Source organism: Aquimarina macrocephali JAMB N27, from assembly GCF_000520995.1.
GTDB classification, from domain to species: Bacteria; Bacteroidota; Bacteroidia; order Flavobacteriales; family Flavobacteriaceae; genus Aquimarina; species Aquimarina macrocephali.
This window is the reverse complement of sequence record NZ_JACA01000012.1, coordinates 96,142-117,321: the sequence shown is the minus strand read 5'-3', so window position 1 is coordinate 117,321 and position 21,180 is coordinate 96,142. Positions and strand designations below refer to the sequence as shown.

Genomic DNA, 21,180 nt, shown 5'->3' with positions numbered 1-21,180 from the left:
ACATGGTGTTAAAAACCTCTTCTCAATTTTCTATAGACCTTAAAAAAGTTAAAGATCTTTCGTTACAGGATAAGGTGAAACATGTCCTGAAATCATTAAAAACAGCCAAAAATGTAAATGATGTACCTCATTTCAGAAAAATAAGTGGCAATAATAAGGCTTATAAAATGGGTATAGGGTTTTATTATTTGGTAGGAATCATAACATCAGAGCAGGAAATAACATTGATGCGATTATTACATCGGGATGAAGTGCTGCAAGCCATTAAAAACACTTAAAAATATAATCGTAAAACTACATTAGGAGTAATTCCCAATGATTCTTGCTGCAACTTATCTAATTCTATTTCTCCAGTAGTAGCATTATCATCAACCCTATAACTTATAGATATAGGTACTTGTCTATTATATATGTTTTGTATTGATGCACCTATTTGTCCTCTCCAGTTACCAGTTTTATTGAAATCAAATCGATAAATAGCAGAAATGTCTAATCTATGATATTCTGGTAAACGCTTTGCATTGGCAGCACCGTATTCGATCTCATCATTTACAAGATCAGCATCGGTAAAAGGAGCTCCTGATCGCCATAACCAACCTAAAGAAAATTCCCAATCATTGATTTCATATGTATTAGAAATTCTAAAATTATGAGTGATATCGTTATTCCCGCGGAAAGAAGCTTCTTGTATTTCAGGAAAAGTATATTTAATATCGTTAAAAGTATATCCCATCCAGGTTCTAAAATTTTTGAATTTCTTTTTTAATAATACATCTACTCCATAAATTATACTTTCACCAGTAGATAAATCATTATTGATTGTATTAAATCCATTGGTGACCGATGTTAATCCATTGATATTTTTATAATAGCCGTCAATCTCAAAATTCCATCCTTTTTTAGAGAATAATAACCCTGTAGAATACTGAGTGCTTTTTAATACAGGAACTTCTTCATTGGCATGTATCCATAAATTATTTTCTAGGCGAAGCTGGGTATCTTCAAATTCTATTAATTGACTTATTGGTTGATATCTAAGTTCTCCTGTTGCCTTTATTCTTAATAGATTAGTAATGGGATACTCAATATTTACTCTGGGTTCAATATACAATTGATTGACTATCGAATAATGAGATGTTCTTATTCCAAAATTGAAGAAACTCTTATTTTTTGGTAAAAATTTATAGTTTACATATATGGTATTTGCATTGTTTTTTACCTTGTCTGACTCGTTTATTGGCGTTTCAAATTCAGCTTCTCTTGTGATTGTGTAAAATACTTCACTATTAGAAAATTGGTATCCCAGCATGAACGAATTTTTGGTATCAAGATCATAAGTGATATTCAGATCTAATCCAACATCTTCTACGGTATTCTTTCTAATCGATTGTTTTTCTATTTGTAATTCTTGTCTTTCGGTGAACAAATAATCAGAATCATACTTAGAATAATATGCTTTTAAGCTATGATGAAAATGATCTAGTTTAGTGCCTTTCCAGGAAAAGCTAACTCCTTTATTTTGGATCTCAAGATCGTCGGTAATTAAATCTTCATCATCATTGATTTCGAAAGCAAGATCATTGTTGGTATAAATCGTACTCGCTAGAATTTTGTCATTTTCTGAAGCATCAATAATTAGTTTAGCACTGGCATCATAGAAGAAAAAATTATTTTCGGCAATGGCTTCTTCGCGCTCTTCGTCGTCGTCGTCATCCTCTTCTTCTTCACCTGTAACAGGTGTTTGATTGGGGTTCTCAACTATTTTGGTATTTTGAAACACTTTTTCAGAAAGAGCTTTATAGGTAGGAGTTTCAAAAATATCGGTATAAGATCGTCTTCCGGAAAGCACCAAACCTACAGTTTTTGCCACAGGAATTTTCGTAAAAACATCTGCATGAGTCCCATTGACTCCAACACCACCATTAAATTTTTTAGGCACTTTCTTATCACTAGAAATATCAATAACACCCGATACCCGATCTCCATACCTTGGATCAGCACCTCCTTTAAAAATTTTGGCACTTTTAACTACATTAGGATTAAAAGCAGAAAACATTCCAAAGAAATGACCAGTATTATACATTTTTATATCATCCCAAAGTACCAGGTTTTGATCTGGTGATCCTCCTCGAATCTGTATTCCCGTTGCAGTTTCATCGGGGCTGTTTATCCCGGGAATTAGTTGAATGCTTTGTAAAATATCTGGTTCGCTTTGACCTGGAAGAATACCAAGTTCTTCATTCGAAATTCGAAATGAGCCGTCAATGTTTTTGTCAATTCCGGTAGTGATATATTCTACAATAAGTACTTCTGCCAAAGAGGTGCTTTCGATAAAAAGCGGGATTCTGGGACAATTTGAGGCTTTAAAAGAAGATGCCTCCATCACTTTGTCTTTATAACCAACATACTGTATTGTGATTAATGTGTTCTTATCGACACTACCTAATTGAAAAAAACCATCATCATTGGCGATAGTTCCTGTTTTAGTACTTTCAATACTTATTGATGCGTAGGAGAGAGGTTCGTTGGTAGTTTCATCAAAAAGATACCCACAGACTTCAACTTTATTGTTGGGAGCACTAACAATCACCTGTCTATCTGATATTTTTTTAAAATTAAGATTAGTTAATGTTTTTAAAGTAGTCAAAATCTCGTCCAACGGAGTATTGTTAATAGCCAATGTAATGATCTTGTTTTTTACAGTTTCATTACTGAATGAAAAAATGAGATCATATGATTCTGATAGTTCGTTAAGTACCTGTTGTAAAGGCGTTTTTTGGTAGTCTTTAGTAATTTGTGCCTGTAAAGAGCATGTGCAAAAAAGTAACAGTAACAGAATTTTCTTCATTGTATATTTTGGTTTTAGAGGATTCTAAAACGTTAAGATTCTTAGATAATTAATGTGTTAATTTATTTGTAACTAGAGAGTAGAAAGCAAAACAGTAGTTCCATTAACCACATATTCTATCCCCATAGGTACTAAAACGGATTCTAGAGCAATATTTAAGTTATTATAATTAAATCCACCAGTGAATAACTGATTTTGATCAATTTTATCACGTTTAAAAGTGATATCATATTGTCTCTCTAATTCGTCTAATACATTTATTAATGGAATGCTATTAAAAATGCTTTCTCCCTTTTTCCATAAAGGTTCCTGATCTATAATGGTCTGGTCTATAAGTTTTTTATCTTTTAGTAAAACACCATTTCCTTTTTGTAATATCTTTTGTTGGTTATCTTCTATAGATACTCGCACTTTTCCTTCATAACAACCTACTCTAAATTCATTAGATCTACTCTTTACGTTAAACTGAGTTCCTAAGACTTCGATTTTCCCTAATTTGGTTGCTACCGTAAAATTAGTACCAGAAGTCACTTTAAAATATGCTTCTCCGTCTAAAGTGATTTTTCGATTTTGTGACCAGAAAAAACGTTGATGTGTTAAGGTAGATGCCGCATTAAGATCGACAGAACTTCCATCTGGTAAAACAACAGCCAATTGTTGTCCGGGATTAGTGGTATAACTCACCGTGTTAAAGAAAAGCCCAATAATTAATAGTATCGAAGCCGCTGCAGTTAAAGTATATACAATTGGTTTTAAATTGATCACTTTTGCTTTTTTAGGCCGATAAATCTTACCTAAAGTCTTAGCTAATGAGGGTTGTAGGTCAAAAGAAGGAGCCTTAAAATAGGCTAGTCCATCTACGATTTGTTTATAATCATCGTATTCTGGAAGCTTTTTTAGCTCTTCTAATTCTTCGGGGCTAAGGTCGTTATTCAACCACTTTGCCAGATATGTATTTTCCTTTTCGTCAAGCATAATTTCTACCTTGTATCAGGAGAATAACAGGTAAGGTGTAAAATACCCTACCGTCTTTCATATATTTTTTACCAATTTTCTTAATTGCTTTAATGCATTATGCATTCTTTTTTCTACAGCTTTTACTGAAATGTCAAGCATTTCGGCAATTTCATTATATGTTTTTTTATCAATTCTATTTAGTAGAAAAACTTCTCTTTGACCATCAGAAAGATCGGCAATCGCATTCTGAAGCTTATCCATAAATTCCTTTTCTTCCATCACATAATCCGGAGATTCAATATTTTTGGTGCTACGAGGTATTTTTGAATACTCTAGTCTAACCTTCTTGTGAGCAACTTGATTTAAAAATAAGTTGTTAGCAACGGTACACAAAAACCCTTTTGTTCTCTCAAAGATTACTTTTTTGCAATTATCCCAAAGTTTTATAAATGCTTCCTGCATCACATCTTCTGCTTGTTCCTTATCCCCACATTTGTAGTAAATAAAATTTCTTATATCCTCAGCATGTGTCTCGAATAGCTTAGTGAATACGGATTGTTCACAAACAGATTTTGAGGATTGGGTCATAAAAAAAGAATTTTTTTCGATTTGAGGTAGGGTGAAACGTCTCCTACCTGTTATTAATCCAAAAATAGCTGATTATGAATTCGAAAACAAATCTTAAAATTGCATTAACTTTAATTTCAATAATTGCCATAATCTCAATAGGGCTCAAAATAAAACCAATTCTTAATAATTATGATAATTTTAATCCTGAAAAAGTTTATAAAATAAACTATAAGTTCTTTTTTAAATCAGGAGATAAAAACACTTTATTAAGAACATACATCCCCAGTAGCAACCCCAGGCAAAGGATTTCTAAAGAAAAAATCACAAATGACAGCACCTTGTCTTTTACTAAGAAAGAAGAAATTGGCGAAAATTTAAAAGCAATTTGGAACACCAAGGAGAAAAACACATATCATTCTGTGGATTATGAATTTGTTTTCGAAGGAAAGGATAGAAATTTTAGAATACCAAAAGTCTTTAATGTTGCATCAGGCAAGTATAGAAAATACCTTAAACCTACTCAAAATATTCAATCTGATAACGAAATTATCAATGAATTAGCAACTCAACTCGGACAAAACACCAAAAATGATAAAGAAGTAATCAAAAATATTTTTGATTACGTATACGCTATTCCTTCGGCACCAATCATTACACTCACAGATGCCGTAACCACAATTGAACAGAATAGAGCTTCATGCAATGGTAAAAGTAGATTATTTGTGGCTTTAAGTAGAAATTTGGGATATCCCGCAAGAATAAGGGGTGGGATTATAGTAGAAAATACAGATAAAAGAACATCACATGCCTGGGTAGAAGTATTGATTAATGAAACATGGGTTCCTTTTGATGCATTAAATAATCATTTTGGGTATTTACCTGCTAATTACTTAGAGCTTTATCGAGGAGATAAATCTTTGATTACTCATACTGCAGGCATTCAGTTTGATTATACGTATAAGATGGATGAGGTAAATCATATTTCTTTCTTAAAAATGAATTCTGAAGAACTTCATGATCTACCTGGTTTTTCTCTTTGGCATCTTATCGATAAAAATGTAATACCATCAGGAGCTTTACATCTTTTATTATTATTACCTATTGGGGGATTTTTGGTTGCTTTTTTAAGAAATATTGTTGGATTAAAAACTTTTGGAGTATTCCTACCTGTATTGATTGCATTTTCTTTGTTGCATACAGGTTTCGTTTCTGGAATTGCAATTTTCGTGGGACTTATCACGTTTATTGGATTAATATCTTATCCTTTTGATAAACTAGGGTTGTTATATACACCAAAATTGGTAATCTCACTTACCACAATGGTATCTGTGATCCTGTTGGCAACACATTTTGGAATTAAGAATAACATAGAATGGCTTACAAAACTGACATTTTTCCCTATTATTATTCTTACGATTTCTGCAGAACGCTTCTCTCGCTCTACTCTGGAAGATGGTTATATAAAAGCCATAGATAAATTGTTTCAAACATTAATAGCGACATCAATTTCTTATCTCATACTATCCTGGTCATGGTTGCCATCTGTTCTGGTTTTATTCCCAGAGATATCTCTTTTAATCATAGCATCATCCACGTTATTAGGAAGATACATCGGTATACGATGGGTAGAATTGTTTAGGTTCAAGCCTCTTTTGAAAGCAGAAAAATAAAAAATCACCCTTTTAGGTAGGGTATATAAAGACTCACCTGTTTCTATAGCAAACAAGAAGATAATAGTAAAAGACACGAATATGTTCTCAATAATTTTCAATAAAAAATCAACAGCAGCATCTGGTGTAATTGGTTTAAATGAAAGAAATATAAGACTCATTTATCCTAATAATCCAAAGAAACATTACCCTCTGGCTGATGATAAAGTGCTCACCAAAGAAATTTTACATCAATATAATATCCCTTGTGCAGAAACCTATGCTGTGATCGAGTATAATAGTGATATTAAGGAAGCATGGAAATCATGTCAACGATATAATTCTGTTGCAATTAAGCCAGCTAATGGTAGTGGAGGTGGTGGGATCAAAATTCTTAAAAAAGATAAGAATGATAATTGGATTAGCAATGGAGAAATAATTACCGATCGCCAGGTTTTTCAACATATGGCATCTGTCATTATGGGATTCTTTTCATTAGGTTCTCACGATAGAGTACTTGTAGAAGAATGTATAGAACCACACCCTTTTTTTTGTGAGATATATCCTCAGGGAGTCCCGGATTTTAGAATCATAACGCTTAATAAAATACCCTTGATGGGGATGTTAAGAATGCCGACAGATAGGTCTGATGGCAAAGCCAACCTTCACCAAAATGGAGTAGGGATAGGTGTAGACATGAAAGAAGGAAGATTATTAGAAGTGTATGATGGTAAAGAATATAGCAATCATCACCCAGATAGTACATTTTTGGTTAATGGTACCCCCATACCATACTGGAAAGAAATTTTGGAAATATCTGTTGCAACAGCAAAGGCATTTCCATTAAACTATCTGGGGATTGATATTGTGATTGATAAAAATAAAGGTCCACAAATTATGGAAATTAATGTTCGACCAGGCCTTGGAATTCAACTAGTAAATAAAACGGGATTAAAAGAAGTAATAAAACGAGCTATTTAAATAACTCATTAAACAAAAGAAGAAAAATTGTAATGGAAAAAAGAAATATAATACTTACTGCGGTCATGTCATTTATATACTCTTTAAGTTTTTCACAAAGTAAAAACACTTTGGATATCGAAACACAGGGAGGATATGAATACAATTATTTTAAAAGCCCTAAAGAAGTAAGAGTGAATGATAGTATACTTACAAAAGAAGATTTGATATCTAGTAGTTTGTATCAAGACATCTCGATCGATTATAAATATCGCTATAAATGGAAAAAAAACAGAGTGAGATTATATTTAAATCCTTTTTCGAGAATATTCTATGAGAATTTTGATGACAGTTATTGGAGCTTAGGTACGAGAGTAAAATATGATCACAAATTTACAGAAAAAAGTAGTTTTTTGGCAGAAGTTAGATTTAAGCGAATGAATAGAGAAGGTTTGGGAGGAGATCAGGATGTGTTGATTAATCCATTAGGGTATACAAACTATGGTGCCACTGCAGGAGTAAAGTTTATACCTTTTTATGCTAATGAGATGACACTAGAAGGGTTTTATAATTTCAAAGACTTTGATGCTTTTGGAATAAGAGACTTACAATTTGATGAGTTTGGAGTTCAATTTTCAAGTGTTCAATCCTTTGAAGTAAATCGATTAGAACACAAAATTGGGATGGATACATATTTCAAAAAAAGAAAATATGACACCTTTAATGCCAGTGAAATTGATACAGATGGTGAAAGAGATTGGGATTATATAAGAGGAAGTTTGTTTTATGAATTACCGTTTAGCGAAAAATTTAAAATAAAGCCCAATTTTGTATACTACACAAGAATTGATAACTCTACCAGACGTTCTGGCTTTAATCAGTTTGGTCCCGGAATCAATATGATTTATAAAAGTGAAATAACCAAAGTGCGTACATCACTCTCTTATATTACAAGAAAATATAAAGAAATCGAAGCTAGAAATACCGAGATGTTAATAGGAGAAAACCTTAAATACCAATATGTGAATTTTCAGGTAAATGCCTCACACGAAATCGGAAATGGATTTTCATTAACAGCAACACTATATTCTAGGGTAAGGAGTACAAATTATACAGATATAGACGCCCGTTCTTTCAGAAATTATAGAAACCAATATGCAGGAATAGGCGTTCTATGGGAATTATAACAGATTCCCTATTATTTATTGTTAGTTTTTTTCGGTTAAGCGTTACTTTTGTAACGCTTAACTTTTTGATAAGATCCGGCTGGTAAAATTATGATTGGCAGTATTCGAACTATTAATCTAACTTATCCAGTTTAAAAGTGAACTCTTATTAAATATCCAAAGTACATTTGACAACTATAATTGAGTAATGACAATGGCAAGAGACGAAAAATTAAAAGAACGCTGGGAGGTCCTAGTAAAAAAACTATCAGATCAGTTTGCAGATGGAGAAGATTTAGATCTTGATGGAATTATATATCTAATTGGAGTACAAGAATTAGGTCAATTACATCGTAAATTTAAAAAAGAAGAAAAATTAGACTTAATGCATATTGCCATATGTCGCCTCTTAGAGCCTTATGGATATTATGAATTTGATTACTATGATGATGATGGTTGGCCACATTATATGGTTAAAGAACAATTGCCGGGTCTTAAAGCAGGTGAGCAATCTGTTTTGATGAAAGAAGCAATTGTAAGTTATTTTTTGGTAAGTCAATATATAGTTTAGACAGCCTCGTATGATTTTGACATTATATTTAGTTACCTGATTTCAATATGTAAAGAGAATCGATAACCAAACCAGATACCGACATCGAGATTTTGGGAAAATAAATTTTTCTCAAAGTAATATGCCAGCAATTTACACTGGTAAGACTACTGGTATTGCTTTAAAATATGTAGTAGAAGGAAAGGAGCATTATAAAACGAGTAGAAATCAATTAGATGTATATAAGAGTCAATTTATTATCCTGAGAGAAAATGTAGACTACCAGGTGTGTTCTAAACATATAAATACCAAAGGTTTCTGTTTAGATATAAATCCAGGATTATTAGGTGTCGAGATATCAGATTTTTTGAAAAATGATTTACTATTTAATCAACCATTTTCGGGAAGTTTATCTATAGGACTAGGCAAATCTTTATACGATTTTTCCAATACTATTTCAGGGTATGATTTTGCCCAAGAATCTATTGGGATTATTACTGGTTTTAAAGATGATTTACTTAGTTTTCAAAAAGAATTAGACATAATTGAGGATTCTTTGCAGAAGATAACAACAAGGATTCACACGCAAAAACTTCTTGTTTCAAAACTTTTTAAAGCAAGAGAATATATTCATTTACATTATTTTCATAAAATTTCACTTAACACTCTTGCCAGTATATCTGGAATCTCTAAGTATCATTTTGCCAGAGTTTTTAAAATTTGTTTTAAAATGACTCCATTACAAATGCAGGAACAGTTGCGAATGGAAAAAGCCAAAGAACTACTACATGGCGATGAGATTTCTTTAACCTCGATAGCTTATCAATTAGGGTATACAGATTTAGCCTCGTTTTCTAAAAGATTTAAAAAACATTACAAAATACCACCTTCTCAATATATAAAATAGCAAGATTGCACAAACTATAGTAGGATATCCATAGTATTATTGTATTAAAAACAGGTTTGAAAAATCAAATGAATATGGTAAATCGATATATAAGAATTATAGTACAGGTATTTGTATTCTTCCTATTTAGTTGCCAAAATAAAACGGAAAGCCAATCTATTGAATGGGAAACTATATCCAAAGAATTTATAAAGGATTATAAAAAACTAGATCTTCCGGGACTAGAACTTTCTTTTGTAGAAAATCTCAAAAACATTAGCGATAAGAAATCTGTTCAGAATCAGGAAGAAGTATTTATCTCCTTAGAAAATAATTTGCAGAAGATTAAGAAAAATCAATTGTCTGATCAGGATAGATTGGATTATGAAGTACTGCTTTATGAATGTGAGCTTAACCTAGAGAGGATTATTATCGAAAAAAAGTGGTTAAATACAATTAGGGACAGTATCCCAGCCACCAAAATATTTGATGTATCAAATGGAAAAGATTGGTATGCGTATTTCCTGAAAAAATGGGTGGATAAAGAAGCAACACCAGATCAGATATATGCATTGGGGATAGAAGAAATAGAAAAGGTAAGCTCAAAAATCAAAGAAATACAGGTCAAATCCGGGATGGATAGCCTAGATTTTAGTAGACATATTAAGGATTCGGTATTTTTTTATTATAATGTTAAAATGGTTCAAAAGGGTTTTTTTCAAATCAGAGAAACCGTAGCGGACAAATTACCAGAAATATTTCCGTTTTTGGATAGGATTCCAGAAGTAAAAATCAAACAAGGAACCAATAAAAATTTATCTCAGGTTCCTGGATTTTATATGAATGGTACTTTTTATTATAATTATTTCAATACATCCTTTAATAAGAGGCAAGTAGGTTGGTTGTATATTCATGAAGGAATGCCAGGGCATCATTATCAGGCAATGGTTGAAACTTTAGTACCCCGTTCTGATATTCAAAAGATGTTTAGATATAGAGGAGTCGCAGAAGGATGGGCTGCATATGTAGAAGAAATAGGAAAGGAAATAGGAGCATACCAAAATATATATGACGAATTAGGAAAATGGGAATGGGATATTATTCGCTCTGTACGAGTAGTATTGGATGTGGCTCTTAATTATTATGGTTGGAGTGATCAAAAAGCATTAAAATTTTGGCAACAACATATCAAAGAGCAAGATGATATTGCTTTTCGCGAAATCGCTAGGATGAAAAGGTGGCCGGTACAAGTTATAACCTATAAATACGGATCTAATAAGATACTTCAATGGAAATCAGAACTCGAAAAAAATCAAAACTTTAACCTTAAAGAATTTCACAAAAACATTTTAAAAAACGGATTATTACCATATTCAATTTTAGAAAAACAACTAGGGTTATAATTATTCCAAATTTATGAAATCATTATCGTATGATAATCGTGAAGATTATTATATTTAGACTGCTTATTTTGATAAGATAATCATGTCGAACAAATACAGGTAGATTTATAATATGGTGGTTAGAAGTTTAGAAAAAGTCGCGTTTAAATCGATAATAGATTGCTTTCTAATTTCATTTAAAAACTACTTCGTAGAAATGCCTTCGAATCTAGAGTATTATAGAGAAAGATGGGATAATGCCAAAGTTCGTTTTGATTTATCCTATGGTATGTTTGATGATGAAAAACTTGTTGGATTCATTATAAATGGAATTGATAAACGAAACGGAGATATCATTGCTTTTAATACGGGAACAGGAGTGATTCCTGAACATCGAGGAAAAAAAATAGTGAAATCTATCTACGAATATGCACTTAAAGATTTAAAACAAAATGGTATTACTAAATGTTCTTTAGAAGTCATAAAAGAGAATGTAATTGCCATTAAATCCTATGAAAGCATCGGTTTTAAGAAATGCAAAAATTATAAATGTTTTAAAGGCAAAATACATATTGAGGACAAGAGAAGTATTGAGTTAAATGAAATTGATTATACTATATTCGATATGATAAATTTACCCAATCAAGAATGCTATTCCTGGGACAATCACAAAAACTCAATTAAAGATGGAAATTACAGATATTTTGAAGTTTTAAAAGATCAAATTCCCGAATCCTATTTTGTTATAAATCCAGTAAATGGATATTTGGCTCAATTTGATCTCTTAAATCAAAATGAATCAGGTTGGTGTCATTTGTTTTTAGGAATCCAAAGTATTTGTAAAACCGTAAAAATTAATAATGTAGACGAAACACTTCTCGATAAATTAAACTACCTAAATTCGATTGATCTTAATAACATAGTTGATCAGTATGAAATGGAGCTAAAAATATAAGAGCTTTTTTCCCTTTTTAAAAGAATTAATGATCAATATGGTATACCCGATTTTTATCAGATATAATATTTGAATCAAAATACTTTAATGTACTATTCCATTAACCTAAAATGCGTAAATTTGCCGTTCTATTAAGAAAATAGTGATGATTGATAAGATTAAAGAGTATATAGAAGAAGTTGATAGTTTTAAAGCCAGAACTAAAGAAGATGTCGAGGCATTTCGAATTAAGTTTTCGGGTAAAAAAGGATTGATTAATGAGTTCTTTGCAGAGTTCAGAAATGTAGCTAATGACCAGAAAAAAGAATTTGGACAAGCTATTAATGCTCTTAAAATAGCGGCAGAAGGAAAGGTAAAATCCTTAAAAGATGAATTAGAATCTAAAAACGAAGAAAAGGGACTCTATGGTGATCTTACAAGACCCGCAGAACCTATTGCTGTGGGATCTAGGCATCCTATTTCTTTGGTGAAAAATCAAATCATCGATATTTTCTCTCGTATAGGATTCAATGTTAGTGAAGGCCCGGAGATAGAAGATGACTGGCATAACTTTACAGCACTTAATTTACCAGAATATCATCCGGCACGAGATATGCAGGATACATTTTTTATTCAAACAGATCCTGATATTTTGTTGCGTACTCACACCTCATCGGTTCAAGTACGATATATGGAAAATAATGAGCCGCCAATTCGTACAATTTCTCCAGGAAGAGTATATCGTAATGAAGCGATTTCTGCACGATCACATTGCTTTTTTCATCAGGTAGAAGGATTATATATTGATAAAGATGTGTCGTTTGCAGATCTAAAACAGACACTTCAATACTTCACTACAGAGATGTTTGGTAAATCAAGAATTAGATTGCGCCCATCATATTTTCCGTTTACAGAACCTAGTGCAGAAGTAGATGTGTACTGGGGATTAGAGACAGAGACCGATTATAAAATGACCAAAGGAACAGGTTGGTTAGAAATTATGGGCTGTGGAATGGTAGATCCAAATGTGCTTAAAAATTGTAATATAGATCCTCAGGAATATAGTGGTTTTGCATTTGGGATGGGAATCGATCGTATAGCACTCTTATTATATGGAGTGTCTGATATTCGAATGCTTAGTGAAAATGATGTACGTTTTTTAGAACAATTTAAGTCTTCACTATAGGGTAAACAAGCATGAAGAAAGATATAGAAATACCTATTGTAGAAGGTGTTTATATTGCAGTGATCAAAGAATGGGATGAAGAATTTCTTGCCCAGCATTGGAACTCCTATATTATTAATGATCGCGATACTGCTATAGAAATGGTTTTGGTGGTGACCAAAGGATATGAAGGAGATCGAAAAACCTCGTTACTACGTCATGGTATAGGAACTATGGAAGCAAAATCCTCTGCCAAAATCGAAATGCTTCAGGAAGAATTACTTGGGATGAATAATGAATTTGTTGTCACTTTCTTTGCAGACAGTAAATTATACGATAAAAAATACCTGTTTAGAAAACATACTATAAACGAAAATGCTTTTCAGGACCTACCGGTAATGGATCAACGTGGGATTTTGGTGAAGTAATAATAATATTGTACTAATTAAAAACACCTTGCTATGATGTTCAATAGCAAGGTGTTTTTGTAATAGGATACTTAAAAGGTCTCTTTATTGTATATTATCATACGCTAGAGTTCCTCTGTATGTGATTAGTTTCTATCTCGTGGAGGTCTAGGTCCGCCTGGATTACTATTACCAATGAAATAACTTTGTGTATTTGTTTGGGTGATGCAACCATTTAAAGATACGCTAAGAGTCACTGTTGAACGCCCCAAAGGCATTCTAATAACAGTCTTATTAGAATGGTGAGTTGTTCGACCATAATTTACAACTTTCCAGGAGTAGGTATATTCGGGAACATAACTTCCGGCATTCATGTATCTTATATCTGATTTATACATAGAGGTATTGCTTTCATTAGGACATGGAACTGAAGATCCGTTAGGGACAAAATCATCAAACTCCATCAGGTATCCATCTAGACTGCCATTGATAAACTGAATTGTACCTTTATTTTGGTTGATTCTTTTAACACGTGCTTTTCTTTTAGTGCTTTCTATTATTTTAAAACCTCCTGTGGCTATCCATGCTCCATCACAAGATGTTTCAGTAGTATTTATAATAGTGTTTACATAAGGATATTCTTTTCTTCCTGCTCTAAAATCAAACCATACAGGACCTTCGTAGCTTTCAATACTCCAATAAACACAATTATTCGTTGCTACTTTTGTAGATGATTCTTCAGCAGGGGAGGTTTGTTTAAGGTCTAACGATTCTTCTGTGATAGCATCCAAACCGCTATTATCATTTTCGCAGTTACTAATAAAAATAGTCAGCATTAGTACAGCAATTGTTTTTAAAACTTTTTTTGTCATGATTTGATTTTTAATAATTTAAATTTTGATGTAAAGAGTTGTGAGATAGTAGTATACCACTATTAAGGAGTGGATTAATAATAGACTAAGATAGATGTAATACAAGGTGTATACTACCCGGTTTTCAGTGATAGTCCTTATTTAAGAAGTTTTTTTGATTCTGTCTCTTATAAATAACCATTTAATTCTGACTTTAATTGTAAGCTATGATTAATAAATGAGACTAAGAAGCATCGATAAAATGCTATTATAATCGATAAAATACACATTTTAACGTTAAATGTTTGTTAATAAGAAGTATTTTTCTGATTTTTGTAGCTGTAATTGGAAATACAACATATGAAGAGACTTTTACCAGCTTATGCTACGTTTTTGGTCTTGATACTTTTTGGAATGTCTTCTTGCGGAAAGAGTGATTCTAATGCTTCTAATATTATGATAGTTGGCATATGGCAATTGAAGCAAGAGTTCAGTAATGAAGAAGAGAATGCGTCATTGGAAGAATTCCCGCTTTCCTCTTGTGAAAAAATGACAACTCTAGAAGTGTTAAAGAATGGTAGATTTATTGAGAAAAATTATTATGATGATTTTGGAACGGGAGGAGAATGTATAAAGGATACAGAAGATACCCATGGGAGTTGGAAAAAAGAATCAGATGGTATTTTTTATTTTATGTATGATAAAAGTGAAATTTTATTATTTAATAAATCTTATGTGACGGTCAAAAATGGAGACCTAATAATTACCATTGAATATGATGATCCCGATTTGGGATATGAAACTACCATTAAATTCATCTATTCAAAAAAGCATCAAGAAGTTAGCCACTTACCAAAATAAAAGAACCCGTATGTAATATACGGGCTCTTTGTAGGCTAAAATTTCTGATGAGATTCGCGGGGAGCATTGTTTTTTTGTAATGTTTCTAGTGCCCATAAATAATGTTGCTGTGTTTCCTGGGTAATACCATACTTACTTTTGTGAAGCATAAGACGCTCATAAAGTTTTTTCTCTGTCATAAACATTGATTTTTGTTAAAAACTATATTGATAGTAATATCTTTTATTCATCCATAGAAATGTTGCACATGCTTACGAACTTGAAAGCTCTGATGATGTTGTATCAGTGCTACCAGGCTTAAGTGCTTCTAGTAAAGCAATAAAATTGCTTTGATCCTTTTCACAAAACTGATGCTCCTGTTGATAGGCTAACATATATTGATATAACTCTTCTTGGGTCATGCATAATCATCTGATGTAACAAATGTAATAAAAAATTACCGATCGGTAATTGAAAATGTGTTTTATTAAGCTGAATTTTCCATTGTGGAAGAATATGACAAAAAAGAGCTACTTAATATATTAGCTAAACGTGTAAAAGAATTGAGGTCAAAAAAAGATGTGACCCAAGAAGACGCGCTTAATGATACCGGAATTCACTTCGGAAGAATTGAACAAGGTAAACGAGATATTTCATTTTCAACACTTTTTAAAATCTGTCAATATTTTGAAATATCTCCAAAAGATTTCTTTACCAAAGACTTTGACTAAGTTTTTATACCTTAAATTTTCTTAATTTTTTTGAACATTAATACATATTCATGTATTAATATCACATATGATTTGAATACAGTAGTTTGTATTCTTACATAAAATTTGCTCTTTAGAAAGCAGAAGATCAATCTGGCCTGTCTTATTTTATCTTCATTAATTATTAAATACAAAACCTTTATTAAACGATATCGTTTAATAAAGGTTTTATTGTATATTTGTTTTTTTAAACGAAACCGTCTAATAATGCCAAAAGTAATAGCACAAAAAAATGATTGGATAAAATTGGGATACAAACTCTTTTCTGAGCAAGGAATTTCTGGTATTGTCATTGAAAAGATTGCCAAAAAGCTAGAATGTAACAAATCAAGCTTTTATTGGCATTTTAAATCCAAGAAAAACTTCATCAGTGAGCTTATAAATTTTTGGATTACTTCAGAGACAGATCAAATTATAGAGCAGACTGAAAAAACAAAATCTTCAGAAGAAAAAATCGAACAATTTTTGAAAATCACCTTTAAGAATGATCCTTATTTAGAATTCATATTTTTCTTAAAACGCTATGCTATAAAGAATAAAGAAGTTCAATCAATCATAGACGAAATTGACAATAGAAGATTGGAATTTACCACTGAGTTGTTTCAGGAAATTGGGTATTCTAAGAAAGATGCGGTAATAAAAGCAAGTATTTTTTATAAATACTTAATAGGATATCATGAAATGCTAAAAAACAAAAAACAATCTAAAGATTACCTCATAGAAGTAAAGAAAGAATTAAAACACTTTATAACTATATGAAAATAATAAACGGAAAAATATTAATATTCTTTGGGGTTATTCACTCACTATTAGGAGTTTCATCATGGGCGTTTTGGAAACAGTTTTCAGGATTTGCAGACAATTTTTTTTTTAAAATAAGCGAAGGTCTTTTCGAATTTCCTTTACTCGATGGACAAATGAATTATGAAAATTTCGCAGCATTTTGGTTTTTCTATTTCGGACTTTTACTTATCCCTATTGGTGTTCTGGTAAACCATGCAGAGAAAACGAATGGACAAATTCCCAAAAACTTCATGTGGACATATTTGATAATCGTGCTTATTGGGGTGTATATGATTCCTTTTTCAGGCATGACTTTCTTAATGCTACCCCATGCAATTTATATGCTCTACAATAGTAATAAAATACATAACACATCAAATAAACAACATAATGAAGAAAAATAAATACTGGATAATTGCTGGAGTAATTAATATTTTTACTGCAATCCTGCACCTAATTGGAGGTCAATTAGATTTGATTAATCCTTTCATGGAAAGCAACATTGACCTACAAATAAAAACTGAATTATTGGGGGTTTGGCATATGGTTACTAGTATTTTATTTGCTTCTTCAATACTCTATTTTAAATATGGCTTTAACACAACAAAGAAAGCGAACATAGAGTTAGTTTCTTTCATAAGTTATTTATACATCGCTTTTTCATTCGCTTTTATCTTTTCAAGTGTATATAAATCAATACTAGCACCTCAATGGGGCTTACTATTGCCTATAGGAATATTAGGAATTATTGGAATTAAAAAATCAAAGACTAATGCTTAAAATAGGTGGATACATAAATATAATAATTGGGATAGGTCATTTAATCGGACTCATTTGGCCCGAACAAATGTTTGAAAAAACTGGTGTACTAGAAGAGATGAAAGCACTTGCTCAAATTCATTTTTCTCTTCCGTACTTGCTAACAATTTTTGTTGCATTAATCTTTTTAATTTTTGGGTTTTATGGACTCTCTGCAAGCGAAAAAATCAAAAAACTTCCTTTCTTAAAATTTGGCATCTATACAATTGCTTCTATATATCTTTTTCGTGGGATTGCAGAACAGTTGTATAATATAAGTCAACAGACAACTACAATACCCGAAACTATTCAATCTGTTGTAGCAGTAATTATTGGTTTACTATTTCTAATTGGTGGTTTAAAAAAATGGAAATTTAAAATAGAATAAAAAGGGAGAATGACATATCATTCATAGAATTCGTATTTATTTCTTAGAGTTTTTAGGTTTTAATGATTTTGCGTAGGTAAAACTATCATTAAGATAGGAGGAAAGTAGTTCAAAATCTTGCATCAATTTTTCGGGAACTAATACATACTCTTTCATCACAGCACCATAGGATTTGAAAATGGTAGTTTGATGTTCTTGCATGAATTGGGTTCCTTGTTCTTTAGAAAGTCGAAGACCAATTTCACCCGCTTTATTTAATTGCGAAAACATATGACCATTAACAGATGTATAAGGCATTGTTTTTCCTTTTCTTTCGAAACTTGGATTGGTATCTATAAGCTTGTCATAAAATGCTAACCGTTCTGTCCACATATCACTTCATTTTAAGAGTTGCAAAATGTTATCTATGTAAAAATACTAAAGAAAATCCTATTTTTACGTTAGAGCTTTTTTCAGTTTAATCAGCTAATTGAATTCTAATTAAGGGACTACTAAGCAAACTATAAGCTACCTTTATGTTGATGTGAAAAGCCGAAGCTATAGAAGATGTGAAGTCCTTTAATTCTTGTATTTTTTTATTGTTGTAATATATACCATCGAGAAGTACACCATGTATAGATTGAGTATATGATATATCTTCTAGTGGATTTTTATTAAGGAGCACTAGGTCTGCTGTTTTTCCAATATCGATAGTTCCATACTTATTGTCCAATTTACTGTATTCGGCCGGAATTATAGTAGCAGCTTGTAAAGCTTCAAGATTAGATAATCCACTTTCTACTAAATCTTTTAATTCTGTATGTAAACTAAATCCGGCAAAAACATAAGCATCAGTAACATCAGTTCCCGCCATAATTGGAACTCCTCTTTTATGTGCCATACCAACTTGTCTTTGTGATGCTCTATAAAAATCAAGATTCAAATCTTTTTCTTTTAAAGAACGATTTTTTTCAGCTGCTTTATTGATCCCTGGATTCCACCATAATTTTCGTTTTATTGCTGGGATATATTTTCTATTTGGATTATTTATAAATGCTGGAGTGTGAGCAAAAGCATCAGACTTAAGCGTTTGAAGAGTTGGTGTCCAATAGGTATTATTTTTTCGCATTAGATCCATGAGTTGTATCGCTTTCTTTTTATCAAAATCCATAACCATAGACCTCTTTGAAGCTGCGTAATTTTTTTTCCAATTATTAGAATTTTTTAAACTGTCTGCTTTTGGAAAACATTCGTACATAAAAATTCTACCATGTTCAAAACTACGTTGCCCTAGTTGTATAGCTTCTTCAAGACTAATAAATATAGGTTTGTGCCCTGCAAGATGAATTCCATATTTTGGAGCTTCTAAGGCTAGTTTTCGATATGATTTGGGAGGGATTTGCATATAGATTTTTATGAAGTCAACATCCTCATTTTTATAAAAATCTAGGAATGGCGCTATATCTTCTTCTTTTTGAAGTTTAAAGAATTCTGGAAAACTATTTGGGACAGAATATTTTCCGTCAATTTGATAACTACTTTGTAAAACATATCTTGGGGTAATTCTTATATGTTGCGCCAAATCTTGATTCCACTGTAAGCGTTCTTTACTACCAGCCCAATAAGTGTCTTTTTTATTAAGTTGCCCAGACATATCTCTTACTCCTGTGACTCCATTAGCAATATAAAGAGGATGATGAAGCCACTCTGATTGTTGAGTAGAATGTGTATGCATATTCCATAACCCAGGAATTATATATTTATTTTTACCATTAATAATAAAATGAGATGATGAATTGATTACACTATCGATGGCCTTAATAGTATTTCCTTCGACAAGAATATCTTGATTATGTAAAATCGCACCAGACTCTACATCGATAATATTGATAGATTTTATAAGTATGCTATTATGCGCCTTCGGGACCTCTAGTTGAGGTAGTGGCCATAGAATACATCCAGCTAAAAATAATATTACCAAGAATAGAGTGGTAGCAACTATCTTAAGTGTTTTTTTCATTAGGGATTGTATTTAAAAAAATAGGTATAATATTTTTTACTAATCAAGTGCCTGATAAATTAACTTTCTGAAGTTTTTTCTAATTCTTAAAGTTTCTCGACCAGACATTTGAGTCATAAATACGGCTGTGAAATGTTCTTTTGGATCTATTATAAAAGATGTACTGTACGCTCCTTCCCAAAAATAAGATCCTTCAGAATAAAATTCATTACTACTTCCTGATTCCGTTATTATATTTACACCAAGACCAAAAGTGTTATTCTTTCCCAAAATAGGATTAAAACCCTTAGGGTAAAGAACGCCTTTTAATTGATCTGTCTGCATAAGTTCAACTGATTTTCTAGATAAAACTTTTTTACCTTTATATACACCATTATTTAATAGCATTTGTGTAAATTTTAAGTAGTCACTAGTAGTAGAAACAAGGCCGCTACCTCCCATATAAACTCTGTTTTTTTTGCCTTTGTCAAAAGAGGTAGTGTTTTTTGAAAGTATTAATATATTATCCTTTATAATATAGGTATCTACTAATTTATCACTATTTTTTTGATAAATATTAAACCCTGTATTTTTCATCTCAAGAGGATTAAATATGTGCTCCTCAAAATAGGTTTCGAGAGTTGTGTTGCTTACTTTTTCAATTAGATATCCTAGAATATCGGTAGATGGACCATAAGTAAATTGTTCTCCTGGTTGACTTACTAATGGGATTGAACTCATTTTTTTGATAAACTCTTCTAGATTTGATTCTTTTGGATTAGAGAAATCGATTTGATTTTCTTTATAAATTTTAGAAATCCTTTTACCTCCATAAGCATAACCAGAAGTATGATTTAGTAATAGCCGAATTGTAACAGGTTTTTTTGCATCGATATACTCTAATTTCTCTGGATTAGGATTTAGCACCTTAGTATTATTTAATTCTGGAAGATAATTTGATATTGGATCATCCAGGTCAAATACTCCTTTTTCATACAGTTGCAGTATGGCAACAGTAGTAATGACTTTTGTCATCGATGCAATTTTAAAGAAATCATCGATTTTAAGTGATCTATTGCTCTCAATGTTTGATTTTCCATTAGCAAAAGAATAGATGATATTATTTTTATCAGCAATCATTACAATTGCTCCTTGCATTTTTTTGTTAATTACATCAGAGCTAATCCACTCTTCTATTCGTTTTAATCTATTGGTATCAAAAGTAGCATTTTGTCCTAATAAAAATGTTGGAGAGATGCTTATAAGCAACAGGGAAAGTAGTATTTTTTTCATCATTT

Annotated in this window: 25 protein-coding genes; 16 read left to right on the top strand and 9 right to left on the bottom strand. The window is 31.6% G+C overall.

Translation table 11 applies throughout. The annotated features are described in order from the left end of the window. Window positions 1–2: 2 nt before the first annotated feature. Window positions 3–278: a hypothetical protein gene (locus tag Z054_RS0108835; protein ID WP_024769713.1), complete on the top strand. Its 276-nt coding sequence runs from the start codon at window positions 3–5 to the stop codon at window positions 276–278. On the opposite strand, the gene Z054_RS0108830 is transcribed toward Z054_RS0108835, so the two are convergent. The 3 genes from Z054_RS0108830 to Z054_RS0108820 all read right to left on the bottom strand — a co-directional run bounded on the left by Z054_RS0108830 (window position 275) and on the right by Z054_RS0108820 (window position 4,393). Continuing rightward, window positions 275–2,848, bottom strand: coding sequence for a TonB-dependent receptor (locus tag Z054_RS0108830; RefSeq protein ID WP_024769712.1), 2,574 nt, complete (start codon window positions 2,846–2,848; stop codon window positions 275–277). The two genes, Z054_RS0108835 and Z054_RS0108830, sit on opposite strands and share 4 nt — an antisense overlap. Before the next feature lie 72 nt (window positions 2,849–2,920). Continuing rightward, entirely contained in the window at window positions 2,921–3,823 is a 903-nt protein-coding gene (locus tag Z054_RS0108825) for a FecR family protein (protein WP_024769711.1), read from the bottom strand. Window positions 3,824–3,880: 57 nt separating this feature from the next. Then, window positions 3,881–4,393: an RNA polymerase sigma factor gene (locus Z054_RS0108820; protein ID WP_024769710.1), complete on the bottom strand. Its 513-nt coding sequence runs from the start codon at window positions 4,391–4,393 to the stop codon at window positions 3,881–3,883. Window positions 4,394–4,467: 74 nt separating this feature from the next. Between Z054_RS0108820 and Z054_RS0108815 the strand changes: the two genes are divergently transcribed. From Z054_RS0108815 to Z054_RS0108775, 9 genes are all read left to right on the top strand, one after another. Then, the gene (locus Z054_RS0108815) at window positions 4,468–6,045 is read left to right on the top strand and encodes a 7TM domain-containing protein (protein WP_024769709.1); all 1,578 of its coding nucleotides are present in this window, start codon (window positions 4,468–4,470) and stop codon (window positions 6,043–6,045) included. Between the two features lie 81 nt (window positions 6,046–6,126). Continuing rightward, window positions 6,127–7,005, top strand: a complete 879-nt coding sequence (locus Z054_RS0108810) for a sugar-transfer associated ATP-grasp domain-containing protein (protein WP_024769708.1) — start codon at window positions 6,127–6,129, stop codon at window positions 7,003–7,005. Window positions 7,006–7,037: 32 nt separating this feature from the next. Further along, entirely contained in the window at window positions 7,038–8,171 is a 1,134-nt protein-coding gene (locus Z054_RS0108805) for a hypothetical protein (protein ID WP_024769707.1), read from the top strand. 193 nt (window positions 8,172–8,364) lie between these two features. Next, complete coding sequence (locus tag Z054_RS0108800) at window positions 8,365–8,721, top strand: hypothetical protein (RefSeq protein WP_024769706.1); 357 nt, start codon at window positions 8,365–8,367, stop codon at window positions 8,719–8,721. A gap of 121 nt (window positions 8,722–8,842) precedes the next feature. Continuing rightward, complete coding sequence (locus Z054_RS0108795) at window positions 8,843–9,607, top strand: helix-turn-helix domain-containing protein (protein ID WP_024769705.1); 765 nt, start codon at window positions 8,843–8,845, stop codon at window positions 9,605–9,607. Between the two features lie 74 nt (window positions 9,608–9,681). Next, window positions 9,682–10,989: a DUF885 domain-containing protein gene (locus Z054_RS0108790; RefSeq protein ID WP_161635264.1), complete on the top strand. Its 1,308-nt coding sequence runs from the start codon at window positions 9,682–9,684 to the stop codon at window positions 10,987–10,989. Window positions 10,990–11,185: 196 nt separating this feature from the next. Continuing rightward, window positions 11,186–11,923, top strand: coding sequence for a GNAT family N-acetyltransferase (locus tag Z054_RS0108785; RefSeq protein WP_241461402.1), 738 nt, complete (start codon window positions 11,186–11,188; stop codon window positions 11,921–11,923). 145 nt (window positions 11,924–12,068) lie between these two features. Then, window positions 12,069–13,088, top strand: coding sequence for a phenylalanine--tRNA ligase subunit alpha (locus Z054_RS0108780; protein ID WP_024769702.1), 1,020 nt, complete (start codon window positions 12,069–12,071; stop codon window positions 13,086–13,088). An 11-nt stretch (window positions 13,089–13,099) separates the two neighbouring features. Then, window positions 13,100–13,495, top strand: a complete 396-nt coding sequence (locus tag Z054_RS0108775) for a hypothetical protein (RefSeq protein ID WP_024769701.1) — start codon at window positions 13,100–13,102, stop codon at window positions 13,493–13,495. 125 nt (window positions 13,496–13,620) lie between these two features. Here the strand turns inward: Z054_RS0108775 and Z054_RS0108770 are convergent, their stop codons facing one another. Beyond that, the gene (locus tag Z054_RS0108770) at window positions 13,621–14,346 is read right to left on the bottom strand and encodes a hypothetical protein (protein ID WP_024769700.1); all 726 of its coding nucleotides are present in this window, start codon (window positions 14,344–14,346) and stop codon (window positions 13,621–13,623) included. 339 nt (window positions 14,347–14,685) lie between these two features. Between Z054_RS0108770 and Z054_RS0108765 the strand changes: the two genes are divergently transcribed. Further along, on the top strand, window positions 14,686–15,186 hold the full coding sequence (locus Z054_RS0108765; RefSeq protein ID WP_024769699.1) for a hypothetical protein: 501 nt from the start codon (window positions 14,686–14,688) through the stop codon (window positions 15,184–15,186). A gap of 35 nt (window positions 15,187–15,221) precedes the next feature. On the opposite strand, the gene Z054_RS31655 is transcribed toward Z054_RS0108765, so the two are convergent. Both Z054_RS31655 and Z054_RS31650 read right to left on the bottom strand, forming a co-directional pair. Further along, window positions 15,222–15,365 carry a hypothetical protein gene (locus Z054_RS31655; RefSeq protein ID WP_161635263.1) on the bottom strand — a complete coding sequence of 48 codons (144 nt, stop codon included), beginning with the start codon at window positions 15,363–15,365 and terminating at the stop codon, window positions 15,222–15,224. Between the two features lie 72 nt (window positions 15,366–15,437). Then, window positions 15,438–15,587 carry a hypothetical protein gene (locus Z054_RS31650; RefSeq protein WP_161635262.1) on the bottom strand — a complete coding sequence of 50 codons (150 nt, stop codon included), beginning with the start codon at window positions 15,585–15,587 and terminating at the stop codon, window positions 15,438–15,440. An 84-nt stretch (window positions 15,588–15,671) separates the two neighbouring features. On the opposite strand from Z054_RS31650, the gene Z054_RS0108750 reads away from it, so the two are divergent. The 5 genes from Z054_RS0108750 to Z054_RS0108730 all read left to right on the top strand — a co-directional run bounded on the left by Z054_RS0108750 (window position 15,672) and on the right by Z054_RS0108730 (window position 17,904). Continuing rightward, on the top strand, window positions 15,672–15,896 hold the full coding sequence (locus Z054_RS0108750) for a helix-turn-helix domain-containing protein (protein WP_024769698.1): 225 nt from the start codon (window positions 15,672–15,674) through the stop codon (window positions 15,894–15,896). A gap of 246 nt (window positions 15,897–16,142) precedes the next feature. Continuing rightward, window positions 16,143–16,694, top strand: coding sequence for a TetR/AcrR family transcriptional regulator (locus Z054_RS0108745; protein ID WP_024769697.1), 552 nt, complete (start codon window positions 16,143–16,145; stop codon window positions 16,692–16,694). After that, complete coding sequence (locus Z054_RS0108740; RefSeq protein WP_024769696.1) at window positions 16,691–17,122, top strand: DUF6463 family protein; 432 nt, start codon at window positions 16,691–16,693, stop codon at window positions 17,120–17,122. The genes Z054_RS0108745 and Z054_RS0108740 overlap by 4 nt, the downstream gene beginning before the upstream one ends. Beyond that, on the top strand, window positions 17,109–17,498 hold the full coding sequence (locus Z054_RS30035; RefSeq protein WP_024769695.1) for a hypothetical protein: 390 nt from the start codon (window positions 17,109–17,111) through the stop codon (window positions 17,496–17,498). The genes Z054_RS0108740 and Z054_RS30035 overlap by 14 nt, the downstream gene beginning before the upstream one ends. Further along, complete coding sequence (locus tag Z054_RS0108730; RefSeq protein WP_024769694.1) at window positions 17,491–17,904, top strand: hypothetical protein; 414 nt, start codon at window positions 17,491–17,493, stop codon at window positions 17,902–17,904. Before Z054_RS30035 ends, Z054_RS0108730 begins: the two co-directional genes overlap by 8 nt. A 36-nt stretch (window positions 17,905–17,940) precedes the next feature. Here the strand turns inward: Z054_RS0108730 and Z054_RS0108725 are convergent, their stop codons facing one another. The 3 genes from Z054_RS0108725 to Z054_RS0108715 all read right to left on the bottom strand — a co-directional run bounded on the left by Z054_RS0108725 (window position 17,941) and on the right by Z054_RS0108715 (window position 21,178). Beyond that, a complete protein-coding gene (locus Z054_RS0108725; RefSeq protein WP_024769693.1) occupies window positions 17,941–18,276 on the bottom strand; it encodes a hypothetical protein in 336 nt (111 codons plus the stop codon). A gap of 85 nt (window positions 18,277–18,361) precedes the next feature. Further along, on the bottom strand, window positions 18,362–19,903 hold the full coding sequence (locus tag Z054_RS0108720) for an amidohydrolase family protein (RefSeq protein ID WP_024769692.1): 1,542 nt from the start codon (window positions 19,901–19,903) through the stop codon (window positions 18,362–18,364). Between the two features lie 39 nt (window positions 19,904–19,942). Continuing rightward, the gene (locus Z054_RS0108715; protein ID WP_084050212.1) at window positions 19,943–21,178 is read right to left on the bottom strand and encodes a serine hydrolase domain-containing protein; all 1,236 of its coding nucleotides are present in this window, start codon (window positions 21,176–21,178) and stop codon (window positions 19,943–19,945) included. Between the last annotated feature and the right edge of the window lie 2 nt (window positions 21,179–21,180).